The organism is Rhizobium sp. BT-226, assembly GCF_025847085.2.
GTDB lineage: Bacteria > Pseudomonadota > Alphaproteobacteria > Rhizobiales > Rhizobiaceae > Rhizobium > Rhizobium sophorae.
The window spans coordinates 728643-747209 of record NZ_JAOYTI010000001.1 but is presented as its reverse complement, the minus strand read 5'-3'; the positions used below and the strand labels follow the sequence as shown (position 1 = coordinate 747209).

At 61.5% G+C, this 18567-nt stretch carries 15 protein-coding genes; 11 read left to right on the top strand and 4 right to left on the bottom strand.

Features of this window, described 5'->3' with window-relative positions:
- Nucleotides 1-62 precede the first annotated feature (62 nt).
- The gene (locus tag OIU37_RS03870; protein ID WP_264255846.1) at nt 63-1502 is read left to right on the top strand and encodes an FAD-binding oxidoreductase; all 1440 of its coding nucleotides are present in this window, start codon (nt 63-65) and stop codon (nt 1500-1502) included.
- Nucleotides 1503-1563: 61 nt separating this feature from the next.
- On the opposite strand, the gene OIU37_RS03865 is transcribed toward OIU37_RS03870, so the two are convergent.
- On the bottom strand, nt 1564-2124 hold the full coding sequence (locus OIU37_RS03865) for a TetR/AcrR family transcriptional regulator (RefSeq protein ID WP_168317082.1): 561 nt from the start codon (nt 2122-2124) through the stop codon (nt 1564-1566).
- 217 nt (nt 2125-2341) lie between these two features.
- Between OIU37_RS03865 and OIU37_RS03860 the strand changes: the two genes are divergently transcribed.
- Together OIU37_RS03860 and OIU37_RS03855 are read left to right on the top strand one after the other, a co-directional pair.
- Nucleotides 2342-3520 (top strand): efflux RND transporter periplasmic adaptor subunit, encoded by a 1179-nt coding sequence (locus OIU37_RS03860; RefSeq protein ID WP_180694986.1) that lies wholly within the window; start codon nt 2342-2344, stop codon nt 3518-3520.
- Between the two features lie 5 nt (nt 3521-3525).
- A complete protein-coding gene (locus OIU37_RS03855) occupies nt 3526-6678 on the top strand; it encodes an efflux RND transporter permease subunit (protein ID WP_264255843.1) in 3153 nt (1050 codons plus the stop codon).
- A gap of 65 nt (nt 6679-6743) precedes the next feature.
- On the opposite strand, the gene OIU37_RS03850 is transcribed toward OIU37_RS03855, so the two are convergent.
- Complete coding sequence (locus OIU37_RS03850) at nt 6744-7493, bottom strand: histidine phosphatase family protein (RefSeq protein WP_182211308.1); 750 nt, start codon at nt 7491-7493, stop codon at nt 6744-6746.
- Between the two features lie 257 nt (nt 7494-7750).
- Between OIU37_RS03850 and OIU37_RS03845 the strand changes: the two genes are divergently transcribed.
- Both OIU37_RS03845 and OIU37_RS03840 read left to right on the top strand, forming a co-directional pair.
- Entirely contained in the window at nt 7751-8593 is an 843-nt protein-coding gene (locus OIU37_RS03845; RefSeq protein WP_182211309.1) for a UDP-2,3-diacylglucosamine diphosphatase, read from the top strand.
- 211 nt (nt 8594-8804) lie between these two features.
- A complete protein-coding gene (locus OIU37_RS03840) occupies nt 8805-10025 on the top strand; it encodes an MFS transporter (protein WP_182211311.1) in 1221 nt (406 codons plus the stop codon).
- On the opposite strand, the gene dgcA is transcribed toward OIU37_RS03840, so the two are convergent.
- Nucleotides 9977-10960 (bottom strand): N-acetyl-D-Glu racemase DgcA, encoded by a 984-nt coding sequence (gene dgcA, locus OIU37_RS03835; RefSeq protein ID WP_182211313.1) that lies wholly within the window; start codon nt 10958-10960, stop codon nt 9977-9979. The genes OIU37_RS03840 and dgcA overlap by 49 nt on opposite strands.
- A 102-nt stretch (nt 10961-11062) precedes the next feature.
- Between dgcA and OIU37_RS03830 the strand changes: the two genes are divergently transcribed.
- From OIU37_RS03830 to OIU37_RS03810, 5 genes are all read left to right on the top strand, one after another.
- Nucleotides 11063-12232, top strand: coding sequence for an ABC transporter permease (locus OIU37_RS03830; protein WP_171602654.1), 1170 nt, complete (start codon nt 11063-11065; stop codon nt 12230-12232).
- A 1-nt stretch (nt 12233) separates the two neighbouring features.
- The gene (locus OIU37_RS03825) at nt 12234-13076 is read left to right on the top strand and encodes an ABC transporter ATP-binding protein (RefSeq protein WP_171602653.1); all 843 of its coding nucleotides are present in this window, start codon (nt 12234-12236) and stop codon (nt 13074-13076) included.
- 9 nt (nt 13077-13085) lie between these two features.
- A complete protein-coding gene (locus tag OIU37_RS03820; protein ID WP_264255833.1) occupies nt 13086-14456 on the top strand; it encodes an MlaD family protein in 1371 nt (456 codons plus the stop codon).
- Nucleotides 14457-14480: 24 nt separating this feature from the next.
- Nucleotides 14481-15092: an ABC-type transport auxiliary lipoprotein family protein gene (locus OIU37_RS03815; RefSeq protein ID WP_264255832.1), complete on the top strand. Its 612-nt coding sequence runs from the start codon at nt 14481-14483 to the stop codon at nt 15090-15092.
- Nucleotides 15093-15240: 148 nt separating this feature from the next.
- On the top strand, nt 15241-16494 hold the full coding sequence (locus tag OIU37_RS03810; protein WP_264255831.1) for a sensor domain-containing diguanylate cyclase: 1254 nt from the start codon (nt 15241-15243) through the stop codon (nt 16492-16494).
- 26 nt (nt 16495-16520) lie between these two features.
- On the opposite strand, the gene OIU37_RS03805 is transcribed toward OIU37_RS03810, so the two are convergent.
- On the bottom strand, nt 16521-17396 hold the full coding sequence (locus OIU37_RS03805; RefSeq protein ID WP_264255829.1) for a D-alanyl-D-alanine carboxypeptidase family protein: 876 nt from the start codon (nt 17394-17396) through the stop codon (nt 16521-16523).
- 372 nt (nt 17397-17768) lie between these two features.
- On the opposite strand from OIU37_RS03805, the gene OIU37_RS03800 reads away from it, so the two are divergent.
- The gene (locus OIU37_RS03800; RefSeq protein WP_264255826.1) at nt 17769-18518 is read left to right on the top strand and encodes an aminoacyl--tRNA ligase-related protein; all 750 of its coding nucleotides are present in this window, start codon (nt 17769-17771) and stop codon (nt 18516-18518) included.
- The last annotated feature ends 49 nt before the right edge of the window (nt 18519-18567 follow it).

Here is an 18567-nt window from a genome sequence, read left to right as displayed (position 1 = left end):
GACTTCAACAAGCGCAAAATGCCGCCGCGACGGTGCGGGGCGCCGGTCGCATGGAGGAAATCATGGACAATTTGAACCTGACGACCCTGCAAAGGGGTCAGACGATGGTCAATGACGTGGCCATCGATGCCTTTGCCGCCGGATTTCGCGGCAGTCTCCTGACCAGCAAAGATATGGATTACAATGAGGCGCGGGCGATCTGGAATGCGATGATCGACCGCCGGCCCGGGCTTATCGCGCGCTGTGCCGGTGCCGCCGATGTCGTGCGGGCGGTGCGGTTTGCACGCGACAACAATCTGCTCGTTTCAGTTCGCGGCGGCGGGCACGGCATTGCCGGCAATGCCGTCTGCGAGGGTGGTGAGGTCATCGACCTGTCGGCGATGAAATCGGTGCGAGTCGATCCGCAAACGCGGCGCGCCAGGATCGAGCCGGGCGCCACGCTTGCCGATGTCGACAAGGAAACGCTGGCCTTCGGGCTGGTGCTGCCGACCGGCATCAATTCCACCACCGGCATCGCCGGGCTGACGCTCGGCGGCGGCTTCGGCTGGCTCACACGCAAATTCGGGCTGACGCTCGATAATCTGCTTTCAGTGGACGTGGTGACGGCCGATGGTGAGTTGGTCAAGGCGAGCGAGACGGAAAAGCCGGACCTCTTCTGGGCGTTGCGCGGCGGCGGCGGCAATTTCGGTGTCGTCACATCCTTTGAATTTAAACTCAACCCGCTCAATCCGGAGGTGCTCGCCGGGCTGGTCGTGCATCCCTTCGCCGATGCGGAGAAGGTGCTGAGGGAATATCGGCAGGCGCTGGACGCGGCACCCGATGAGCTGACCTGCTGGGTGGTGATGCGCCAGGCGCCGCCGCTGCCGTTCCTTCCGGCCGAATGGCACGGCAAGGAGATCGTCGTGCTCGCCATGTGCTATTGCGGAGACATCGCTGCGGGCGAAAAGGCGGCGGCCAGATTGCGCACCATCGGAAATCCGATTGCCGACGTCGTTGGCCCGGTGCCGTTTACCGGCTGGCAGCAGGCATTCGACCCGCTGCTCACGCCCGGTGCACGCAATTACTGGAAGAGCCAGGATTTCGCCTCGCTCTCGGATGCGGCGATCGATGTGCTGCTCAAGGCCGTGCGCAAGCTGCCCGGACCGGAATGCGAGATCTTCATCGGCCATGTCGGCGGTGCTGCCGGGCGTGTGCCCATCGAGGCCACCGCATTTCCGCAACGCAGCTCGCATTTCGTCATGAATGTGCATGCGCGCTGGCGGGAGGCCGGGATGGACGGAAGCTGCATCGGCTGGGCGCGGGAGCTCTTCGAGGCTACCAAGCCGCATTCTGTCGGCACCGCCTACATCAACTTCATGCCTGATGATGAAGGCGATCGTGTCGAAGCCGCCTACGGCGCCAACTACGCTCGCCTTGCCGAAGCCAAGCGGCGCTACGATCCGAACAATCTTTTCCGGATGAACCAGAACGTCAAACCCGTGGCAGCCGTGCGGGCTGCCTAGCCGGATCATCCCTCATCCGCGCTCAGGTGAAATCACTTGGGCGCGGGATGCCGATCGCCTGTCACCCCTCGGTGAGTTGGATCAATTCCTTCAGCAGAACCGCGTCGTCGGAGCCGGCATGGTCGTCCGGTCTCAGAACATGGGCAAGCCATGCTCCGTCTGCTGCCAGGCGAACGATCTCGAGCCGCATTCCGGCGTCGGTTTCGGCGTGCCTGACAAGCCGGTCATTCATCCATCTGTGCCAGAGGCTCTTGGAGTAGGGGTCGGCAAGCACGGTCATGGTTTGCGCCGACCATGGGCTGTTGTTGAGGGCGCGGTCGGCAAACAGGGTGCGGACATAGGCGCGGGTGAATGTGCCGCGGCCGCCCTTATCCTTTTCCAGTTCCTGGTCGATTTCGCGGTCGAGGTTTTCCATCATGCCGTCGAACACGGCCTCTATAAGCGCCTGCTTATTGGGGAAGTGGTGAAACAGACCTCCCTTGGTCACGCCGGCTGCGCTGGCGACAGCCTGCAGGCTGACGGCGGCCAGACCATGCTCGAGCGCCAGCTTGGTGGCGCAATCGAGAAGAGCCTGCCGCACGACATCCGGCTGTTTCTTTCTGTTGCGGGGGCTATCTACCAATGCATGACTCGTGTTCGAGATGAGCTTCGTGACGATCAGTATCACTCCCGGGATCGCGGTTCCATGGGCACGCTGAACGTGATAAGGCTATCATACCAACCGGTAGGTATCTTGCAAGGCGGAAAAATATCGACTATCTGTCGGCTCAGAGGCCCGCCGAACGTCATGTCGGCGGGCTGTGCTTTTTTGGACGACATTGGGGCCACCTGGAAGGCTGATGACCATGCTTCTTCATACGAAATCATTGCGTTACGCGCTGACCTTGGCGCTGCTTCTCAGTGCAGGCCTGCCGGCTTCCGCCCAGGAAGGCGGGGCGATGCCGCCTGCCGCCGTCAGTGTCCTGACGCTTAGCAGCCGCCCCGTTCCTGTGGTCAGCGAACTGCCCGGCCGCATTGCCGCAACGCGCGTTTCCGAAGTGCGGGCCAGGGTTTCCGGCATCTTGCAGCAGCGGATCTTCGAGCAGGGCAGCCTCGTTCATCAAGGCGATGTGCTCTACCGGATCGATCCGGCGCTGTTCCGCGTCCGGGTGGCAAGTGCGGAGGCAAGCCTCGATCGCGCCAAGGCGACGCAGCTGAATGCTCGCCAGCAACTGGACCGGCAGAAGTCGCTGCGGGACCGCGATGTTGCCAGCGGTATCGAATACGATGCGGCAGCCGTCGCCCTTGCCCAGGCCGATGCCGATGTCGCGCTGGCGCAGGCCGCCCTCGACGAAGCGAAAATCAATCTCGGCTATACCGAAGTTCGTGCGCCGATATCAGGCATCATCGGCGGCGCACTGGTGACGGAAGGCGCGCTGGTGACGGCCGACGCCGGCGATGCGCTGGCGATGATCCAGCAGATCGACCCCGTCTATGCCGACTTCACGCAATCTTCCGGAGACCTGCTGGCGCTGAAGCGGGCGGTCGAGAATGGCAGCCTCACATCGACCGAACCAGGCAAGGCCGATATCAAGCTCGTCTTCGATGACGGCACGGTCTATGGCGAAGCCGGCAAGCTGCTCTTCAGCAGTGCCAGCGTCGATGCGACGACGGGCCAGGTCACCCTTCGCGGTGAATTTCCCAATCCGAAGGGCGATCTGCTGCCGGGTCTTTACATCAGGGTCCGCATCGAACAGGCCGTCCGTGAGAAGGCAATCCTCATCCCGCAGCGCGCCGTCATCCGCACGGCCGACGGCAAGGCGCAGGTCTATGTCGTCCAGGAGGGAGACGTAGCACAGCCGCGTGACGTGGAGCTCGGTCAATCCTTCGGTAATGAATGGGTGGTCGAAAGCGGCCTGTCATCAGGTGAGCGTCTCGTTGTCGACGGCAGCCAGAAACTGCAGCCGGGCGCAAAGGTCGCGCCGGAAGAATGGCGGGATGGCCAGCTCGCGTCCGGTGACGCCAAGAAGCCGGAGTAGGATCGATGGCACGTTTCTTTATCGATCGCCCGATCCTTGCCTGGGTCTTTGCGATCTTCATCTCCATAGCCGGCCTGATCGCGCTGCCGTTCCTGCCGGTCGCGCAATATCCGAAGGTCGCGCCGCCGCAGCTAAGCATAACCACCAGCTATCCCGGCGCATCGCCGCAGGACATCTATCAAGGCGTCACTCGCCAGATCGAGGAGGAGCTGAACGGGGTCGAGCACCTTTCCTATTTTGAGTCGACCTCCGATACATCGGGCGCGATGACGATCACCGCGACCTTTGCCGCGGGCACTGATATCGACCAGGCTTCCGTCGACGTTCAGAATGCCATCCGCCGCGTCGAACCGAGGCTGCCGCAATCCGTCAAGGATCAGGGCATCACCGTCGAGGAGGCGTCCTCAGGCTTCCTGATGTTCATCTCGCTGACCTCGACGGACGGGAAGACCGACGAGGTGGCGCTCGGCGATTATCTCAACCGAAACGTCATCGGCGAACTGCGCCGTCTTGAGGGTGTCGGCCGCGCGCAGCTGTTTGCTTCGCAGCGGGCGATGCGCATCTGGATCGATCCCGACAAGATGGTCGGCCTGAGCCTCACCGCGTCCGACATCAGCGCGGCCATCTCGGCGCAGAATGCCCAGGTGGCGGCGGGCCAGATCGGCGCGGCGCCCAATCCGATCTCGCAGGACCTGACGGCGACGGTGCTGGTCAAGGGGCAACTGACTGACATCAAGGAGTTCGGAGACATCGTGCTGCGCGCCAATGCCGACGGATCGAACGTCCGGCTGCGCGACGTCGCGCGCATCGAAGAGGGCAGCGAGAGCTACAGCTTCTCCACCCGCTTGAACGGGCAGCCGAGTGCGGCCATCGCCATCCAGCTGTCGTCGACGGGCAATGCCGTCAATACGTCCAACCTGGTCAAGGCGAAGATGGAGGAACTGTCACGCTTCTTCCCTGATGGCGTCGAATATTCCGTTCCCTATGATACCAGCCCGTTCGTCTCGGCATCGATCGAGAAGGTGGCGCATACGCTTGCAGAAGCCGTCGCGCTCGTCTTCGTCGTCATGCTCATCTTCCTGCAGAGCTTCCGCTACACTATCATTCCGACGCTCGTCGTGCCCGTCGCGCTGCTCGGGACGCTGGCTGTCATGTATGCCGCCGGCTTCTCGATCAACGTGTTGACGATGTTTGCGATGGTGCTTGCCATCGGCATTCTCGTCGACGACGCCATCGTGGTGGTGGAAAACGTCGAGCGGCTGATGGCGGTGGAAGGGCTGTCGCCGAAGGAAGCGACCAAGAAGGCGATGCGGCAGATCACCGGTGCGATCCTCGGGATTACGCTGGTTCTCTCCTGCGTCTTCGTGCCAATGGCGTTCTTTCCGGGCTCGACCGGCATCATCTACCGTCAGTTCAGCCTGACCATGGTCGTATCCATCCTGTTTTCGGCCTTCCTGGCGCTGTCGCTGACCCCGGCGCTCTGCGCTACTTTCCTAAAGCCGATTAAGGGTCATCACGAGAAGAAGGGCATCGCCGGCTGGTTCAACCGCAATTTCGACCGGCTGACCGGCCGTTATGCCCGCACCGTCGAAGGACTGGCCAAGCGCTCTTGGCGGGTCATGGCCGTTTATGTCGCGCTGCTCATCGGCCTTGGCTACCTCTTCGTCAACCTGCCGAGCAGCTTCGTGCCGGATGAGGATCAGGGCTTCCTGATCGTCGACGTGCAGGGACCGCCGGAGGCGAGCCGCAACCGCACGGTGGCCTCGCTCGAAAGCATCGAGGCGATCTTCAAGAAGGAGCCGGCCGTTGCAAACGTCGTCGCGATCCAGGGCTTCAGCTTCTCGGGGCAGGGACCGAACGCTGCCCTGGTGTTCGTCACGCTCAAGGACTGGGCCGAACGCGGCGCCGGCAATTCGGTACAAGAGATCTCCAACCGCGCCAACATGCAGTTGTTTGGGCTGAAGGACGCCACATCCTTCGCGCTTTCGCCTCCGCCGATCGAAGGGTTCGGCACGACCAACGGCTTCACCTTCCGTCTGCAGGATCGCGGAGGGAAGGGCCAGGCGGCACTGACCGAGGCGGCTGGCATGCTGATCGGCAAGGCATCTGGGAATCCCATCATCGCCGGTATCCGCCCGGAAGGCATGCCCGACTCGGCCCAGCTTGTGCTGGTCATCGACCGCGAAAAAGCCAATACCTTTGGCGTCGCCTTCGCTGACATCAACAGCACGATCACCGCCAATCTCGGTTCGAGCTATGTCAACGACTTCCCGAATTCGGGCCGCATGCAGCGCGTCATCGTGCAGGCGCAGGACAAGAGCAGACTTCAGGCGGAAGACCTGATGAAGCTCAACGTCCGCAATGCGAGCGGCGGCATGGTGCCGCTATCATCCTTCGCCGTCGCCGAATGGCAGAAGGGACCGGCGCAGATCGTCGGCTATAACGGCTACCCTTCCGTGCGTATCTCCGGCGCTCCGGCGCCGGGATATTCGTCGGGGGCGGCGATTACCGAAATGGAGCGGCTGGCCTCGGAACTTCCCGACGGCTTCGGCTTCGAATGGACCGGCCAGTCGCTGGAGGAGTTGAGATCGGGATCGCAGGCGCCGTTCCTGTTCGGCCTCAGCATTCTCTTCGTCTTCCTGCTGCTGTCGGGGCTTTACGAAAGCTGGTCCATCCCGTTGTCGGTGATGCTGGTCGTGCCGCTCGGCGTCATCGGCTGCGTGCTGGCGGTGATGAGCCGCGACATGTCCAACGACATCTACTTCAAGGTCGGCCTGATCGCGATCATCGGACTGTCGGCAAAGAACGCGATCCTGATCGTCGAATTCGCCAAGGACGGCTATGCCGAGGGCAAATCGTTGATGGACGCCGCGATCGAAGGCGCCCGTCTGCGCTTCCGGCCGATCATTATGACCTCGCTCGCCTTCACTTTGGGCGTGGTGCCTCTGGCGATCGCCACCGGGCCAAGCGCGGCGAGCCAGAATGCCATCGGCACGGGCGTGCTCGGCGGCATGATCTCGGCGACGGTGCTGGCGATCTTCTTCGTTCCCGTCTTCTTCGTCTTCGTGCTGCGTCTCTTGAGGACGAAGCGGCCGGAGACGGTGAACGAGGAGGCGCCGGCCGGGCTGGAGCCGGCAACCGTCACGTCGCCGACCTGAGGTGAAGAATTGGCGGGTTGCCTTGGGCAACCCGCCGCACCTTTGCGCCGGTCCGATTTCAGGAATTATGCAGTCGGCTTCGGCGTGATCGTCACGTCGGCGCCATAGGCATCGCGCAGCTTGCCTTCCTCTCCCGGCTGCCGGTCGGCGGCCTGATGCAGCAGGATCGACTCGTATCCTTGCGAGCGCGTCCCCTCGATCAGCGTGATATCGGCATTTCCGGGATTGTCGGAGCGCTCGAACCACTCGACGGGGCGGTGCAGGAAATTCATTTCGACTGCCCGGTTGGTGACGCCATGACCAACGATTACGACGTTGTGGTCGCTACGTTCGGCGTCGTGCATGACGGTCTGCAGGAATAGGCGCACCCGCTGGGCCACATCCGCCCGGCTTTCGCCATCCGGCGGCCGTGCGTAGAACTTGCCGCTGTTGCTGCGCAGCCTCGCCCATTTTTCGAACTCTTCGGGAAACTTCTGCTTCTGTTCGGCGTGGTCGTAGATTTCGGTGAAGAGACCGAAATCCTGCTCGCGCAGCAGATAATCCTCCCTGATATCGCCGACGAAGCTTTCCGGCAGTGCTTCGAGCAGCGCATCCTTGCTCTGCCGAGTCCTGAGAAAGGGCGAATACCAGATCTGCAGCTTGCCGAAACCCGCGCTCGGCAATGCCTTGAGATAGGACGCGATCACGCCGCCTGCCTCCAGTGCCTGCCGATGGCCCCACTGCGTCAGCGGCACGTTGTGATCGCCGAATTGGCGGTAGGCCTGTTCGTTAATGTTGCCGAGGGATTCGCCGTGGCGAACGAGAAAGAGACGCATCAGCCATCCCGCATTGTCGGATATGAATCGCCGTCATCATGAACGCCCTGAATGCACAGGGCAACCTTGTCCGCGGGCCTGGCGGCGACGGGCATGCTGCCCGCGTGGCGACGGGTATACTGTCCGCGCGGCGACGGGCATGCTGCCTTCGCGACGACGGGCATTCTGCCCGCGTGAGATGAACAGGTTTGCAGGGCTTTTCCCCAGCTTGTCATCTTCCTGAAACACGAGTCTGGTTTTGGAAGGTTAGATGAAAGATGGGACATGAGCGGCAGCTCGTGAAAGACATGATGGAACCCAGACATTTCCGCACGCTCTTCATTTCCGATGTCCATCTCGGCTCGAAGGCCGCGAAGGCCGACTTCCTGCTGGATTTCCTGCGCCACCACGAGGCCGACACGATCGTGCTCGTCGGTGACATTGTCGACGGCTGGCGCCTGAAGCGCAGCTGGTACTGGCCGCAGGTCTGCAACGACGTCGTCCAGAAACTGTTGCGCAAGGCGCGCAAGGGCACGCGCGTCGTCTATATTCCCGGCAATCACGACGAATTCCTGCGCGCCTTCCCGGGCATGCATTTCGGCGGCATCGAGGTCGTCGAGCGCATGATGCATGACGGTGCCGACGGCAAGAAATACCTGATCCTGCACGGCGATGAGTTCGACGTCGTCGTCCGCAACGCCCGACTGCTCGCCTATCTCGGCGACTGGGCCTATGACACGGCAATCCGCATCAACATCATCCTTGCGGCAGTGCGCCGCCGGCTCGGCATGCCCTACTGGTCGTTCTCTGCCTGGGCGAAGCTGCAGGTCAAGCATGCCGTCAATTTCATCGGCGAATTCGAGCGCGTCGTGGCCGAGGAAGCCCGCAAAAACGGCGCCGACGGCGTCATCTGCGGACATATCCATCATGCCGTGATCCAGGAAATGGACGGCATCCGCTACATCAACACCGGCGACTGGGTGGAGAGCTGCACGGCGGTCGCCGAACACGAGGATGGCACCTTCGAACTGATCACCTGGCGGTCGCTCGCCAGCAGCGTGCCGGCGCTTGCCGCCATCGAAATGCATGACGAGGGTGAGCTGGCTCCGCAGGCCGCCTGATTTTGGCGCCGGCGCTTTACAGCGCCGCGCGTCTTTTCAGACGCGCAAAGGATGCCGTAGCACTTTGAAATTTTGCCGTAGGAATTTAGCCGTTACCGTCAGGCGACAGGCCCTATTTATTTTCTAAAACGTTTCAGAACGGCTATTTCTCGCAATAGTCGCTTCCAGGGTGGTGTGTTAGGACAACGACCAGTTTCCTTCAGGTCCACCCATGATTCCCGCTCAAAATTCTCCGACGGGTGAGGGAGCGCCGCCGCGCTTCCGGCTGCTCAGCGCGCTTTCCTATTGCGCGCCGCTGCTCGTCAACGGCATCGTCCTGCCGTTCTTCCCCGTCTGGCTTGCGGGCCACAGCTTCAGCGACCACGAAATCGGTGTCATCCTGGCCGTTCCCATGGTCGTGCGCGTGCTTGTGGCGCCTGTTGTCGCCATGATCGCCGACCGGATGAAGGAACGCGCCGACGTGCTGCTCTGGTCAGGCGGCCTGTCGCTGCTGACGGCGGTAGCACTCTATTGGACGACGACTTTCTGGCCTGTCTTCATCGTCTTTACGCTGCAGGGCGCTACCTTCGCGCCCTATGTGCCGGTCGTCGAATCGATCGTCATATCGGGCGTGCGCCGCTGGGGGCTCGATTACGGATCGATGCGGGTCTGGGGCTCGATTGCTTTCATCGTTTCGACGCTGGTTGGCGGCGAACTCATCAACCAGTGGGGCGGGGGGATGGTGCTGCCGATCATGATGTTCGGCTTTATCATGACCGTGGTCATGGCGATCTTCTGCCCGCGCATCGGGCCGACGCGGCGGCGAGGCCAGCCGATCGATCTTCCGGCCGCCACCGGCAGCGGCCTGCGTGAGCCGCACCTGCTGCTGCTCTTGATCGGCGTCGCCATCCAGCAATCGAGCCATGCGGTGCTCAACGCCTTCTCCTCGATCTACTGGCATCACCTCGGCTTTTCCGGCACCGAGGTCGGCCTGCTCTGGAGCGCCGGCGTCGCTTCGGAAGTGACGGTGTTCTTTCTGTCGAAGCGTCTCAGCCGTCGCTTCGACGCCTGGACGCTGATCCGCTTCGGCTGCGCCGTCAGCGTCTGCCGCTGGATCCTGTTTCCGATGAATACGGGTTTTGCCGGTTTCTTCCTGCTGCAATGTTTCCACGGTTTCACCTATGCCTTCGTGCATACCGGCGTTCAGCGGCGGATCGTGGCGACGGTGCAGGAGACGCAGGAGTCCTCGGCACAGGGCGCCTATTTCTTCTATGTCGGCATGGCGATGGCGCTGATGACCCTGGCGTCGGGTTATCTCTATGCCTGGCTCGGCGTCGTCAGCTATTACGTCATGGCCGTCGTGGCGTTCGCCGGCCTCGGCCTCGTTATCTCAGCCTATTACCTTCAGCCCCAAAGGCTAGTTTCGGGCGGAAATACCAGGGAAGCGGCGTAACGCAGGCCAGGTTCGCGGTCGCGAGCAAGTAGCAGCGGACCATCGAGATCGACGAAATCGGCATTCTGGGCGAGCAGAACGGCGGGCGCCATGGCAAGCGAGGTGCCGACCATGCAGCCGATCATGATGCTGAATCCAAGCCGTTCGGCCTCGGCCTTCATCGACAACGCCTCCGTCAGGCCGCCCGTCTTGTCGAGCTTGATGTTGATCGCGTCGTAGCGGTCGGCAAGGCTTGCGAGATCGCCGGTGTGGTGGACGCTCTCATCGGCGCAGACGAGGAGCGGGCGGCGGATTTCGGCGAGCAGCCCATCGCGGCCGGCCGGCAGCGGCTGCTCGACGAGGGCGATGCCTGCTTCCGCGGCGATATGGAGATGACGCTCCAACACCGCTTCCGGCCAACCTTCATTGGCGTCGAGGATGATTTCGGCATCGGGCGCGGCGGCGCGGACGGCGCGGATGCGGCTTTCATCGTCGCCGGTGCCGATCTTGACCTTCAGCAGGGCGCGGCCGGCATGCTCGCGCGCCTGGGCGGCCATCACCTCCGGCTCACCGAGCGAGATGGTGTAGGCTGTGGTGAGCGGCTGCGGAGCGGACAGGCCGAGGCGGACGGCGACACTGTCTCCCGTCCGCTTCGCCTCGAGGTCCCAAAGGGCGCAGTCGACGGCGTTGCGGGCCGCACCCGGCGGCATGGCCGACAGCAGGTCATGGCGCGAGATGCCGGCCTCGATCAGCGGTCGCGCCGCCTCGATCTGGGCGAAAACACTCTCCATGGTCTCGCCGTAGCGGCGGTAAGGCACACATTCGCCGAGCCCCTGTGCACCCTCTTCGATAAGCGTGCAGGTGATGACCTCGGCTTCGGTCTTTGCCCCGCGCGAGATGGTGAAGGTCCCGGCAATCCGAAAGGAATTCATCTGGATATCGAGGGTGCGCGGCATTATTGCTCTCCTGCAAGCATGGAAATTGCACGGTGCTTCTGTATATTGACGCGCCGGGCGACGAACGATCTGCTTCGCGATTCGGCGATGTCGCTGTAAGCCTTGAAAGACACAAGTATCTTGAACGCCGAGAATCGCAACGCCGCCTCCCTTGATGTGGACGACCAGGCTGATGGCTCGGGACAGCGTGTGCGTCTTCAGGGAAATTGGCGCAGCGCCTACATCCATCTGGTGCTTCGCGATTTCGAAAAGCTCCTGCAGAAGAAGACCGGCGACCTGACGGTAGACCTCTCGGATATTTCGGAGATCGACACAGCCGGCATCTGGCTGCTGTGCCGGCTGAAAAAGCAGGAAGAGGCTGGCGGGCGTACGGTTCGCTTCGAAGGCACCAATCCGCATATCGACGAAATGCTGGAGATGTTTTCCGAGGAGCCGGCCAAACCCGAGCCGGAGCAGACGGAAAAAGTCTCGCTTGCCGCGCGCATATTCGCGCCGATCGGCAGGATGACCTACGACCTCTGGGACAATTTCGCCGCCTCCATGTATATCCTCGGCTCGGCGGTGCGCGGCGCGCAGATGAAGTTCGGCCGCGGCAGCGGCGTTTCGCCAGCCTCCATCGTCAACCAGATCGACCATATGGGCGTTCGCGCCGTTCCGATCATTCTGTTGATGTCGTTTCTGATCGGGGCGATCATCGCCCAGCAGGGCGCCTTCCAGCTGCGTTATTTCGGCGCGGAGGTTTTCGTCGTCGATCTCGTCGGCATCCTGCAATTGCGCGAAATCGGCGTGCTTCTGACCTCGATCATGATCGCCGGCCGTTCCGGCAGCGCCATCACCGCCGAAATCGGCTCGATGAAGATGCGCGAAGAGATCGACGCGCTGAAGGTGATGGGGTTGAACCCCATCGGCGTGCTGATCTTCCCGCGGCTGGTGGCGCTGACCATCGCGCTGCCGCTTTTGACGGTGCTCGCAAATTTCGCTTCGCTGGGCGGGGCTGCCGCTGTTGCCTGGGGCTATTCCGGCATCACCTTCGCCAACTTCCTGTCGCGCCTGCACGAGGCGGTGACACTGTCGACGGTGCTCTCAGGCATGATCAAGGCGCCGTTCATGGCGCTCGTCATCGGCATCGTCGCCGCCGTCGAGGGGCTGAAGGTCGGCGGCAGCGCGGAATCGCTCGGCCAGCATGTGACGGCCGCGGTGGTGAAGGCGATTTTCGTCGTCATCCTGATGGACGGGCTTTTTGCGATGTTCTATGCAGCGATCGATTTCTAGGATGGCAGACCGCGTGGACGAGAAACCGATCGATACGGAAGACAAGGACGAAAGGGACATCGTGTTGTCGGCGCGCGACGTCACCGTCGGCTTCGGCTCCAAGGTCGTGCTCGACAATCTGAACCTCAATATCTATCGCGGCGAGATCCTCGGTTTCGTCGGCGCGTCGGGCACCGGCAAATCGGTGTTGATGCGCACGGTGCTCCGGCTGTTGCCGCGCCGCTCCGGCACGATCAAGATCCTCGGCCAGGATTTCGACGAGCTCGATGAACCGCAGCGCAACGCGCTTGACATGCGGCTCGGCGTGCTGTTTCAGCAGGGGGCACTGTTCTCGTCGCTGACGGTCAAGGAAAACATCCAGGTGCCGATGCGCGAATATCTCGACCTGCCGCGCTCGCTGATGGACGAATTGGCGCATCTGAAGATCCGCATGGTCGGGCTTGCGGCCGACGCCGCCGACAAATATCCGTCCGAGCTTTCCGGCGGCATGATCAAGCGCGCCGCCCTTGCCCGCGCGCTGGCGCTCGATCCGGAACTCGTCTTCCTGGACGAACCGACCTCGGGTCTCGACCCGATCGGTGCGGCCGAATTCGACGAACTGATCGCCAACCTGCGCGATAGTCTTGGACTGACCGTGTATATGGTGACGCACGACCTCGACAGCCTGTTTTCGGTCTGCGACCGTATTGCCGTGCTCGGAAAGAAACGGGTAATGGTGGAAGGCACGATCGAAGACATGCTGGCCTATGACGATCCGTGGGTGCAGGCCTATTTCAAAGGTAAGCGGGCGCGGTCGATCGTGCCGCAGGACGATGGCGCGCGGCACGGCAGCAGCGGGAAGTGACCGGATAAGATGGAAACCAAAGCCAATTATACAATTGTCGGTTTTTTCACGGTGCTGGTGATCGCGGCGGCCTTCGGCTTCGTTTACTGGATGGCCGAATATGGCCGCGGCGGCCCGATGACGGAGCTGATCGTTCGTATTCCGGGCTCGGCCAACGGGCTTAGCGTCGGCTCGCCGGTGCGCTTCAACGGTATCCAGATCGGCTCGGTGCAGACGCTGTCGATCGATGCCGACGATCCGCAATATTCGCTGGCCTTCACTCAGGTGCGCACCGATGCGCCGATCTACCCCTCCACCAAGGCCGCCCTTGAAATCCAGGGTTTGACCGGGGCTGCCTATATCGAACTCTCGGGCGGTCGCAAGGGCGAGGAAAGCATCCTCCAGCATGCGATCGACAATAACAAACGCGCCGTCATCGTCGCCGACCAGTCGAGTGTCACCAATCTTCTGGCGACCGCCGACAAGATCCTCGATCGCGCCAACGACGCGGTCGGCGAGCTTCAGGGTTTCATCGAAGATTCGCGCGGGCCGTTGACCGAGACTTTCAAGAATGCCGAGACGTTTTCGGATGCGCTTGCCAAGAATTCCGGCAATATCGATGCCTTCCTGCAGAGCGTGGGTGAGCTCTCCAATACGGTGAAGGCGGTCTCCGGCCGTGTCGATTCGACGCTTCAAGCTGTCGAATCGCTGGTCAAGGCGGTCGATGCGCAGAAGATCGACAACATCGTCTCCAATGCCGAGAAGATCACCGCCAATGTCGCCGATGCCTCGGGCGACCTCAAGGGCGCGATCCAGAAGTTCGACCAGACGGCCACCACCTTCAACGATTTCGGCAAGCAGGCTCAGGCGACACTCGACCGCGTCGATACGCTCGTTGCCCAGATCGACCCGGCGAAGGTGAAGGGTTCGGTCGACGATATCGCGCAGGCGACCAAGGATGCGCGCGCCGCCGTCGCCTCGATCCGCGATGTCGCCAACACGGTTTCGGCGCGTCAGAAAGATATCGACCAGACGATCCAGGACGTGTCGCAGCTTTCCAACAAGCTGAATTCGGCCTCGACCCGAATCGACGGCATTCTCATCAAGGTCGATGCGCTGCTTGGAACCGACAATACGCAATCGCTGTTCACGGAAGCGCGCAATACGCTGGAATCCTTCAAGAAGGTCGCCGACAACCTGAACTCTCGGATCGGGCCGATTGCCGACAATCTGCAGAAATTCTCGAGCGGCGGCTTGCGCGACGTGCAGACTCTCGTCAACGACATGCGCGGAACCGTGAGCAATCTGAACGATACGATCACCAACTTCGACCGTAATCCGCAGCGCCTGATCTTCGGCGGGGACACGGTGAAGCAATATGACGGCCGGACGCGGCGTTAACTGGGAAATCAGGGGTAGCCTAATATGGTCGCATCGCATCTGTTGTCGTGCCGTTCTTGGATCAGGGGAACGGTGATCGCGCTGCCGCTGACGGCGCTGATCCTTTCGGGGTGCGGCACCGCGGCCAAGAACGACACCTATGACCTGCCCGCTGCCGTCGACGGCAGCGGACCCGCGGCCAAATCCCGCCAGATCCTGATCGCCAGCCCCACGGCGCTAAGGTCGCTCGACAGCGAGCAGATCGTCATCCGTGTTTCGCCGTCGGAAATTCAGTATCTCTCAAAGGCGCAGTGGGGCGACAAGCTGCCGCGCATAGTGCAGTCGAAGCTGGTGGAAGCCTTCGAGAACTCGGGCAAGCTCGGCGGCGTCGGCATGCCGGGGCAGGGGCTGGCGATCGACTACCAGATCGTCACCGATATCCGCGCCTTCGAGATCGATGCTTCGAACAGCAACCAGGCGGTGGTCGAAATTTCCGCCAAGATCCTCAACGATCGCAACGGTTCGGTGCGCGCTCAGAAGGTGTTCCGCGCCATGGCGCCGGCTGGCGGCGACAATGACGGCTTTGTCAAGGGCCTCGACCGCGCCTTCTCAACGGTTGCCTCCGAAATCGTCACCTGGACGCTGCGCTCAATTTGAACTGGAATTTCGAGGCCGCCCCGTGAATATCGGGGGTTGTCGATTGTGAAAAATATTTGAACCCATGGCATGGGTGTCGTCATCGTATTCAATTTCTTCATGAATTTATGGAACGCATCATACAATCCCTTTTCAGGAGGAATGTTGCATGGTGGCTGCACGAGTCTTCGGGAAATCGTCATCGGAAGCGATCCAACGCGAAAATGATCGCCTGGCTGTGCTGCAGCAACTCGACATCCTCGACACGCCGAGGGACGAGGGCTTCGAGCGGATCGTACGGCTGATAAAGGAGATATTTTCCATCGACATCGGCATCGTGTCGCTGATCGATGCGCATCGGCAATGGTATAAGGCATGCTCCGGCCTTTCGGCCGACGAGGTGTCGCGCGAAGATACGTTCTGCCGCTATGTCGTGGACTGTGAAAGGCCTGTTGTCGTGCAGGACGCTACCAAGGACTCGCGGTTTTTACAGCATCCTTCGGTGACGGGCGACGACAATATTCGTTTTTATGCCGGTGTGCCGTTGAGAACAAAAGCCGGGCACATGATCGGAACGGTATGCGCCATCGACCGCAGGCCACGATCATTCGGCAACCGAGATCTCGGCATTCTCGAGGAACTGGCGGGGGCCGCCATGGACCGCATCGAGCTCATGCAGTCGGCCGCGATCGACAGCCTCACCGAGGCGATGACGCGGCGTGCCTTCAAGCAGGAGGCGGAGCAGCTGATTTCGCTCGCTTTGCGACACCAACACGACCTGTCGTGCATCGTCTTCGATATCGACCATTTCAAGCAGGTGAACGATACGCATGGGCATGCGGCAGGAGACGAGGTTCTCAAGGCGGTCGCATCGACTTGCAAGACGGCCCTTCGAGCCGGTGATCTGTTCGGCCGTCTTGGCGGCGAGGAATTTGCCGTCATCCTGCCGCATGTCGATCGGGAAGGTGCCGTCGCCGTCGCCGAGAAACTCAGAGCCGCCGTCGCCTCTCAGATCATACGCGGCGATCATGGCACCCTGACCGTAACAGCCAGCTTCGGAACGTCGGCACTCTCGATCGTCAGCAAGGAGATCGAGACCCTGCTGGCTCAGGCGGATGCGGCAATGTATCAGGCCAAGCATGGCGGACGGAATCGTTGCGTGTCGTGGAGTTCCATCCACGCCGATCACGCCATTGGCGCTCGGCGGCGGGTGCTGAAGGCGGGTTCGATCCTGTTCAACGATCGACGCTCGACCATCGACTGCACCGTCAAATCCATCGGCTCGGAGAGCGCCGGCATTTCAGTCTCCAATACATCAGGCATTCCTTCGGAATTCATCCTGGCCATCAAAGGCGAAGGATTCGAAACGAATTGCCGGGTGATCGCGCAAGACCGCCAGCATCTGGAAGTAGCTTTCAGGTAATCTGTCGACGAGTCACCGCTCATCAACTACTTCGTCAGCTGCGAATCCGTCATCGTCGCTCCCGGCTGGCTGCCCGGTGTCGTGGATGCCGTGGCGGTCGATGACGATGACAGGGTGCTGTCCAGCAGACTTGCCATCTTGTCATCGCGTATACTCGCGGTTTTTTCGCCCATGACGACGCCGACCACGCGGCGGCCATCCTTCAGGGCCGAGGTCACGACGTTGTAGCCCGATGCATCGGTGTAGCCTGTCTTGATGCCGTCGACGCCATCATAGCGATACATGAGGTTGTTGTGGCCGCGCAGCTTCATGCCGCGGAATTGGAAGCCGCGCATGGAGAAGAGCTTGAATTCCTCGGGGAAGTCCCGCATCAGCGAAACGCCGAGCGTCGCCATGTCCCGCGCCGTGGTGACCTGCTCGGGATCGGGAAGGCCCGACGGGTTCTTGAAGACCGTATCCTTCATGCCGAGCTGGCGCGCCTTGTCGGTCATCGTCTTGGCGAAGGCCTGTTCGGTGCCGCCAAGCTGCTCGGCGATCGCCACAGCTGCATCATTGGCGGAGAGCACGACAATCCCTTCGACGGCTTCGCGCACAGTCACCTTGCGGCCAACGCCGACGGCGAGCTTGAAAGGCTCCTTGCTCTCGGCATTTTCCGACATGGTGAGCTTCTGGTCCCAGTTGAGGCGTCCGTCATGCAGGGCTTCGAAGGCGAGATAGAGCGTCATCATCTTGGTCAGCGACGCCGGGTAGTTCAGATCGTCCTGGTTGGAACCTTCGAGGACCTGGCCGGACTGCACATCCACGACGAAGCTTGCCTGGCCTGCCTGAACCTGAGTGAAAGTACTCACCAGGAAAAAGGAGGAGAGCGCGGTGGCAAGGAGCCGGGATGTCGTCTTGGTCATCAATGTTGCTGTCTCTGTCGTTTGGATGGCGGAGTGAGCCGTTCTGTTTGAATATGAGCGGATCAGAAAAGTTTGTGACGGAATGAAGGACAGGGGGCAATAAAAAAGGATCATCCACAGCTGATTCCTTTTGTTTCACCCTCTTCGGTTTTGACAATGATGCGGACTGCACGTAAAAAACGCGCCATGAGCATGAAGCGCGCGTCTTTCTCCCGTCATATCAGCACCTGCCTGCAGGTCGCGATCGTGCGCGCTCTTGGCGGACGAGGTCTTCGCGTCCTGCTGTGACGTCGGGGCGCTAGGCGGTCCGGCGCGCTGCTGGACGTAAAGCCCCTCACCACGTCAATCAAGGTTGCCAGGGAGACAGGCGCCGTGCTCAATATTTATCATGTCAATTCGCTCGTCCATTGGGAGGAGCGCGAGATCCATTTGCGCGATCATATGATCGGCTTCTTCTCGCAAGAGGTCCGCAGGTTTCTCAGATCCGTCAATCCGGCCTGGGATGTCAGAAGGGTCGAGGCGCCGGCGCTGATGCCGCGATCGCTGGTTTCAAGCGCCTATTCGAACGCCGATATCTGGGTCCAGGAACAGCTTTCCGCCAGCGATCCCGCGCTGGTGCTAAGACCGGAGACCACGCCGTCGACCTACATCTACATGCAGCATATTCTCGGCAATCACTCGAAGACACGGCTGCCACTCTGCGTCTGGCAGGCGGGCCGATCCTATCGTCGCGAGCAGGAACAGCCGAGCAAACACATGCGGCTGAAGGAATTCTGGCAGCTCGAATTCCAATGTGCCTTCACCGCCGATAGCGGCAACGACTATCACGCCGCCTGCCTCGAACCGGTGCGCCGCATGATCGCCTCGCTGATCCATCTGCCGACGCGGATCGTACCCTCCGACCGGTTGCCGGCCTATTCCGAGGTGACGATGGATATCGAGGTCGACAATGGCGACAAGTGGATGGAGGTCTGCTCGATCTCCCGACGCACGGACTTTCCACAGCGCTACCAGTCGCAGCCGAGGAAGGGAGCGGCCGTCGAGCACGATGTTCTCGTGCTTGAAATCGCCATCGGCCTCGACCGGTGTATCTATAACTGGAACATAGCGGCCGATCGGTGAGGGCATTGTAAAACGAAAGCCGCCTGACACCTGTTCAAGCGGCTTTCCC

Bases quoted from the DNA above. Each gene is read 5' to 3' on its own strand.
- OIU37_RS03850 (WP_182211308.1), bottom strand. From the start codon at position 7,493: ATGCGTCTCTTTCTCGTTCGCCACGGCGAATCCCTCGGCAACATTAAC.
- OIU37_RS03820 (WP_264255833.1), top strand. From the start codon at position 13,086: ATGGAAACCAAAGCCAATTATACAATTGTCGGTTTTTTCACGGTGCTG.
- OIU37_RS03810 (WP_264255831.1), top strand. From the start codon at position 15,241: ATGGTGGCTGCACGAGTCTTCGGGAAATCGTCATCGGAAGCGATCCAA.
- OIU37_RS03855 (WP_264255843.1), top strand. From the start codon at position 3,526: ATGGCACGTTTCTTTATCGATCGCCCGATCCTTGCCTGGGTCTTTGCG.
- dgcA (WP_182211313.1), bottom strand. From the start codon at position 10,960: ATGCCGCGCACCCTCGATATCCAGATGAATTCCTTTCGGATTGCCGGG.
- OIU37_RS03845 (WP_182211309.1), top strand. From the start codon at position 7,751: ATGGGACATGAGCGGCAGCTCGTGAAAGACATGATGGAACCCAGACAT.
- OIU37_RS03870 (WP_264255846.1), top strand. From the start codon at position 63: ATGGACAATTTGAACCTGACGACCCTGCAAAGGGGTCAGACGATGGTC.
- OIU37_RS03805 (WP_264255829.1), bottom strand. From the start codon at position 17,396: ATGACCAAGACGACATCCCGGCTCCTTGCCACCGCGCTCTCCTCCTTT.
- OIU37_RS03815 (WP_264255832.1), top strand. From the start codon at position 14,481: ATGGTCGCATCGCATCTGTTGTCGTGCCGTTCTTGGATCAGGGGAACG.
- OIU37_RS03840 (WP_182211311.1), top strand. From the start codon at position 8,805: ATGATTCCCGCTCAAAATTCTCCGACGGGTGAGGGAGCGCCGCCGCGC.
- OIU37_RS03825 (WP_171602653.1), top strand. From the start codon at position 12,234: ATGGCAGACCGCGTGGACGAGAAACCGATCGATACGGAAGACAAGGAC.
- OIU37_RS03860 (WP_180694986.1), top strand. From the start codon at position 2,342: ATGACCATGCTTCTTCATACGAAATCATTGCGTTACGCGCTGACCTTG.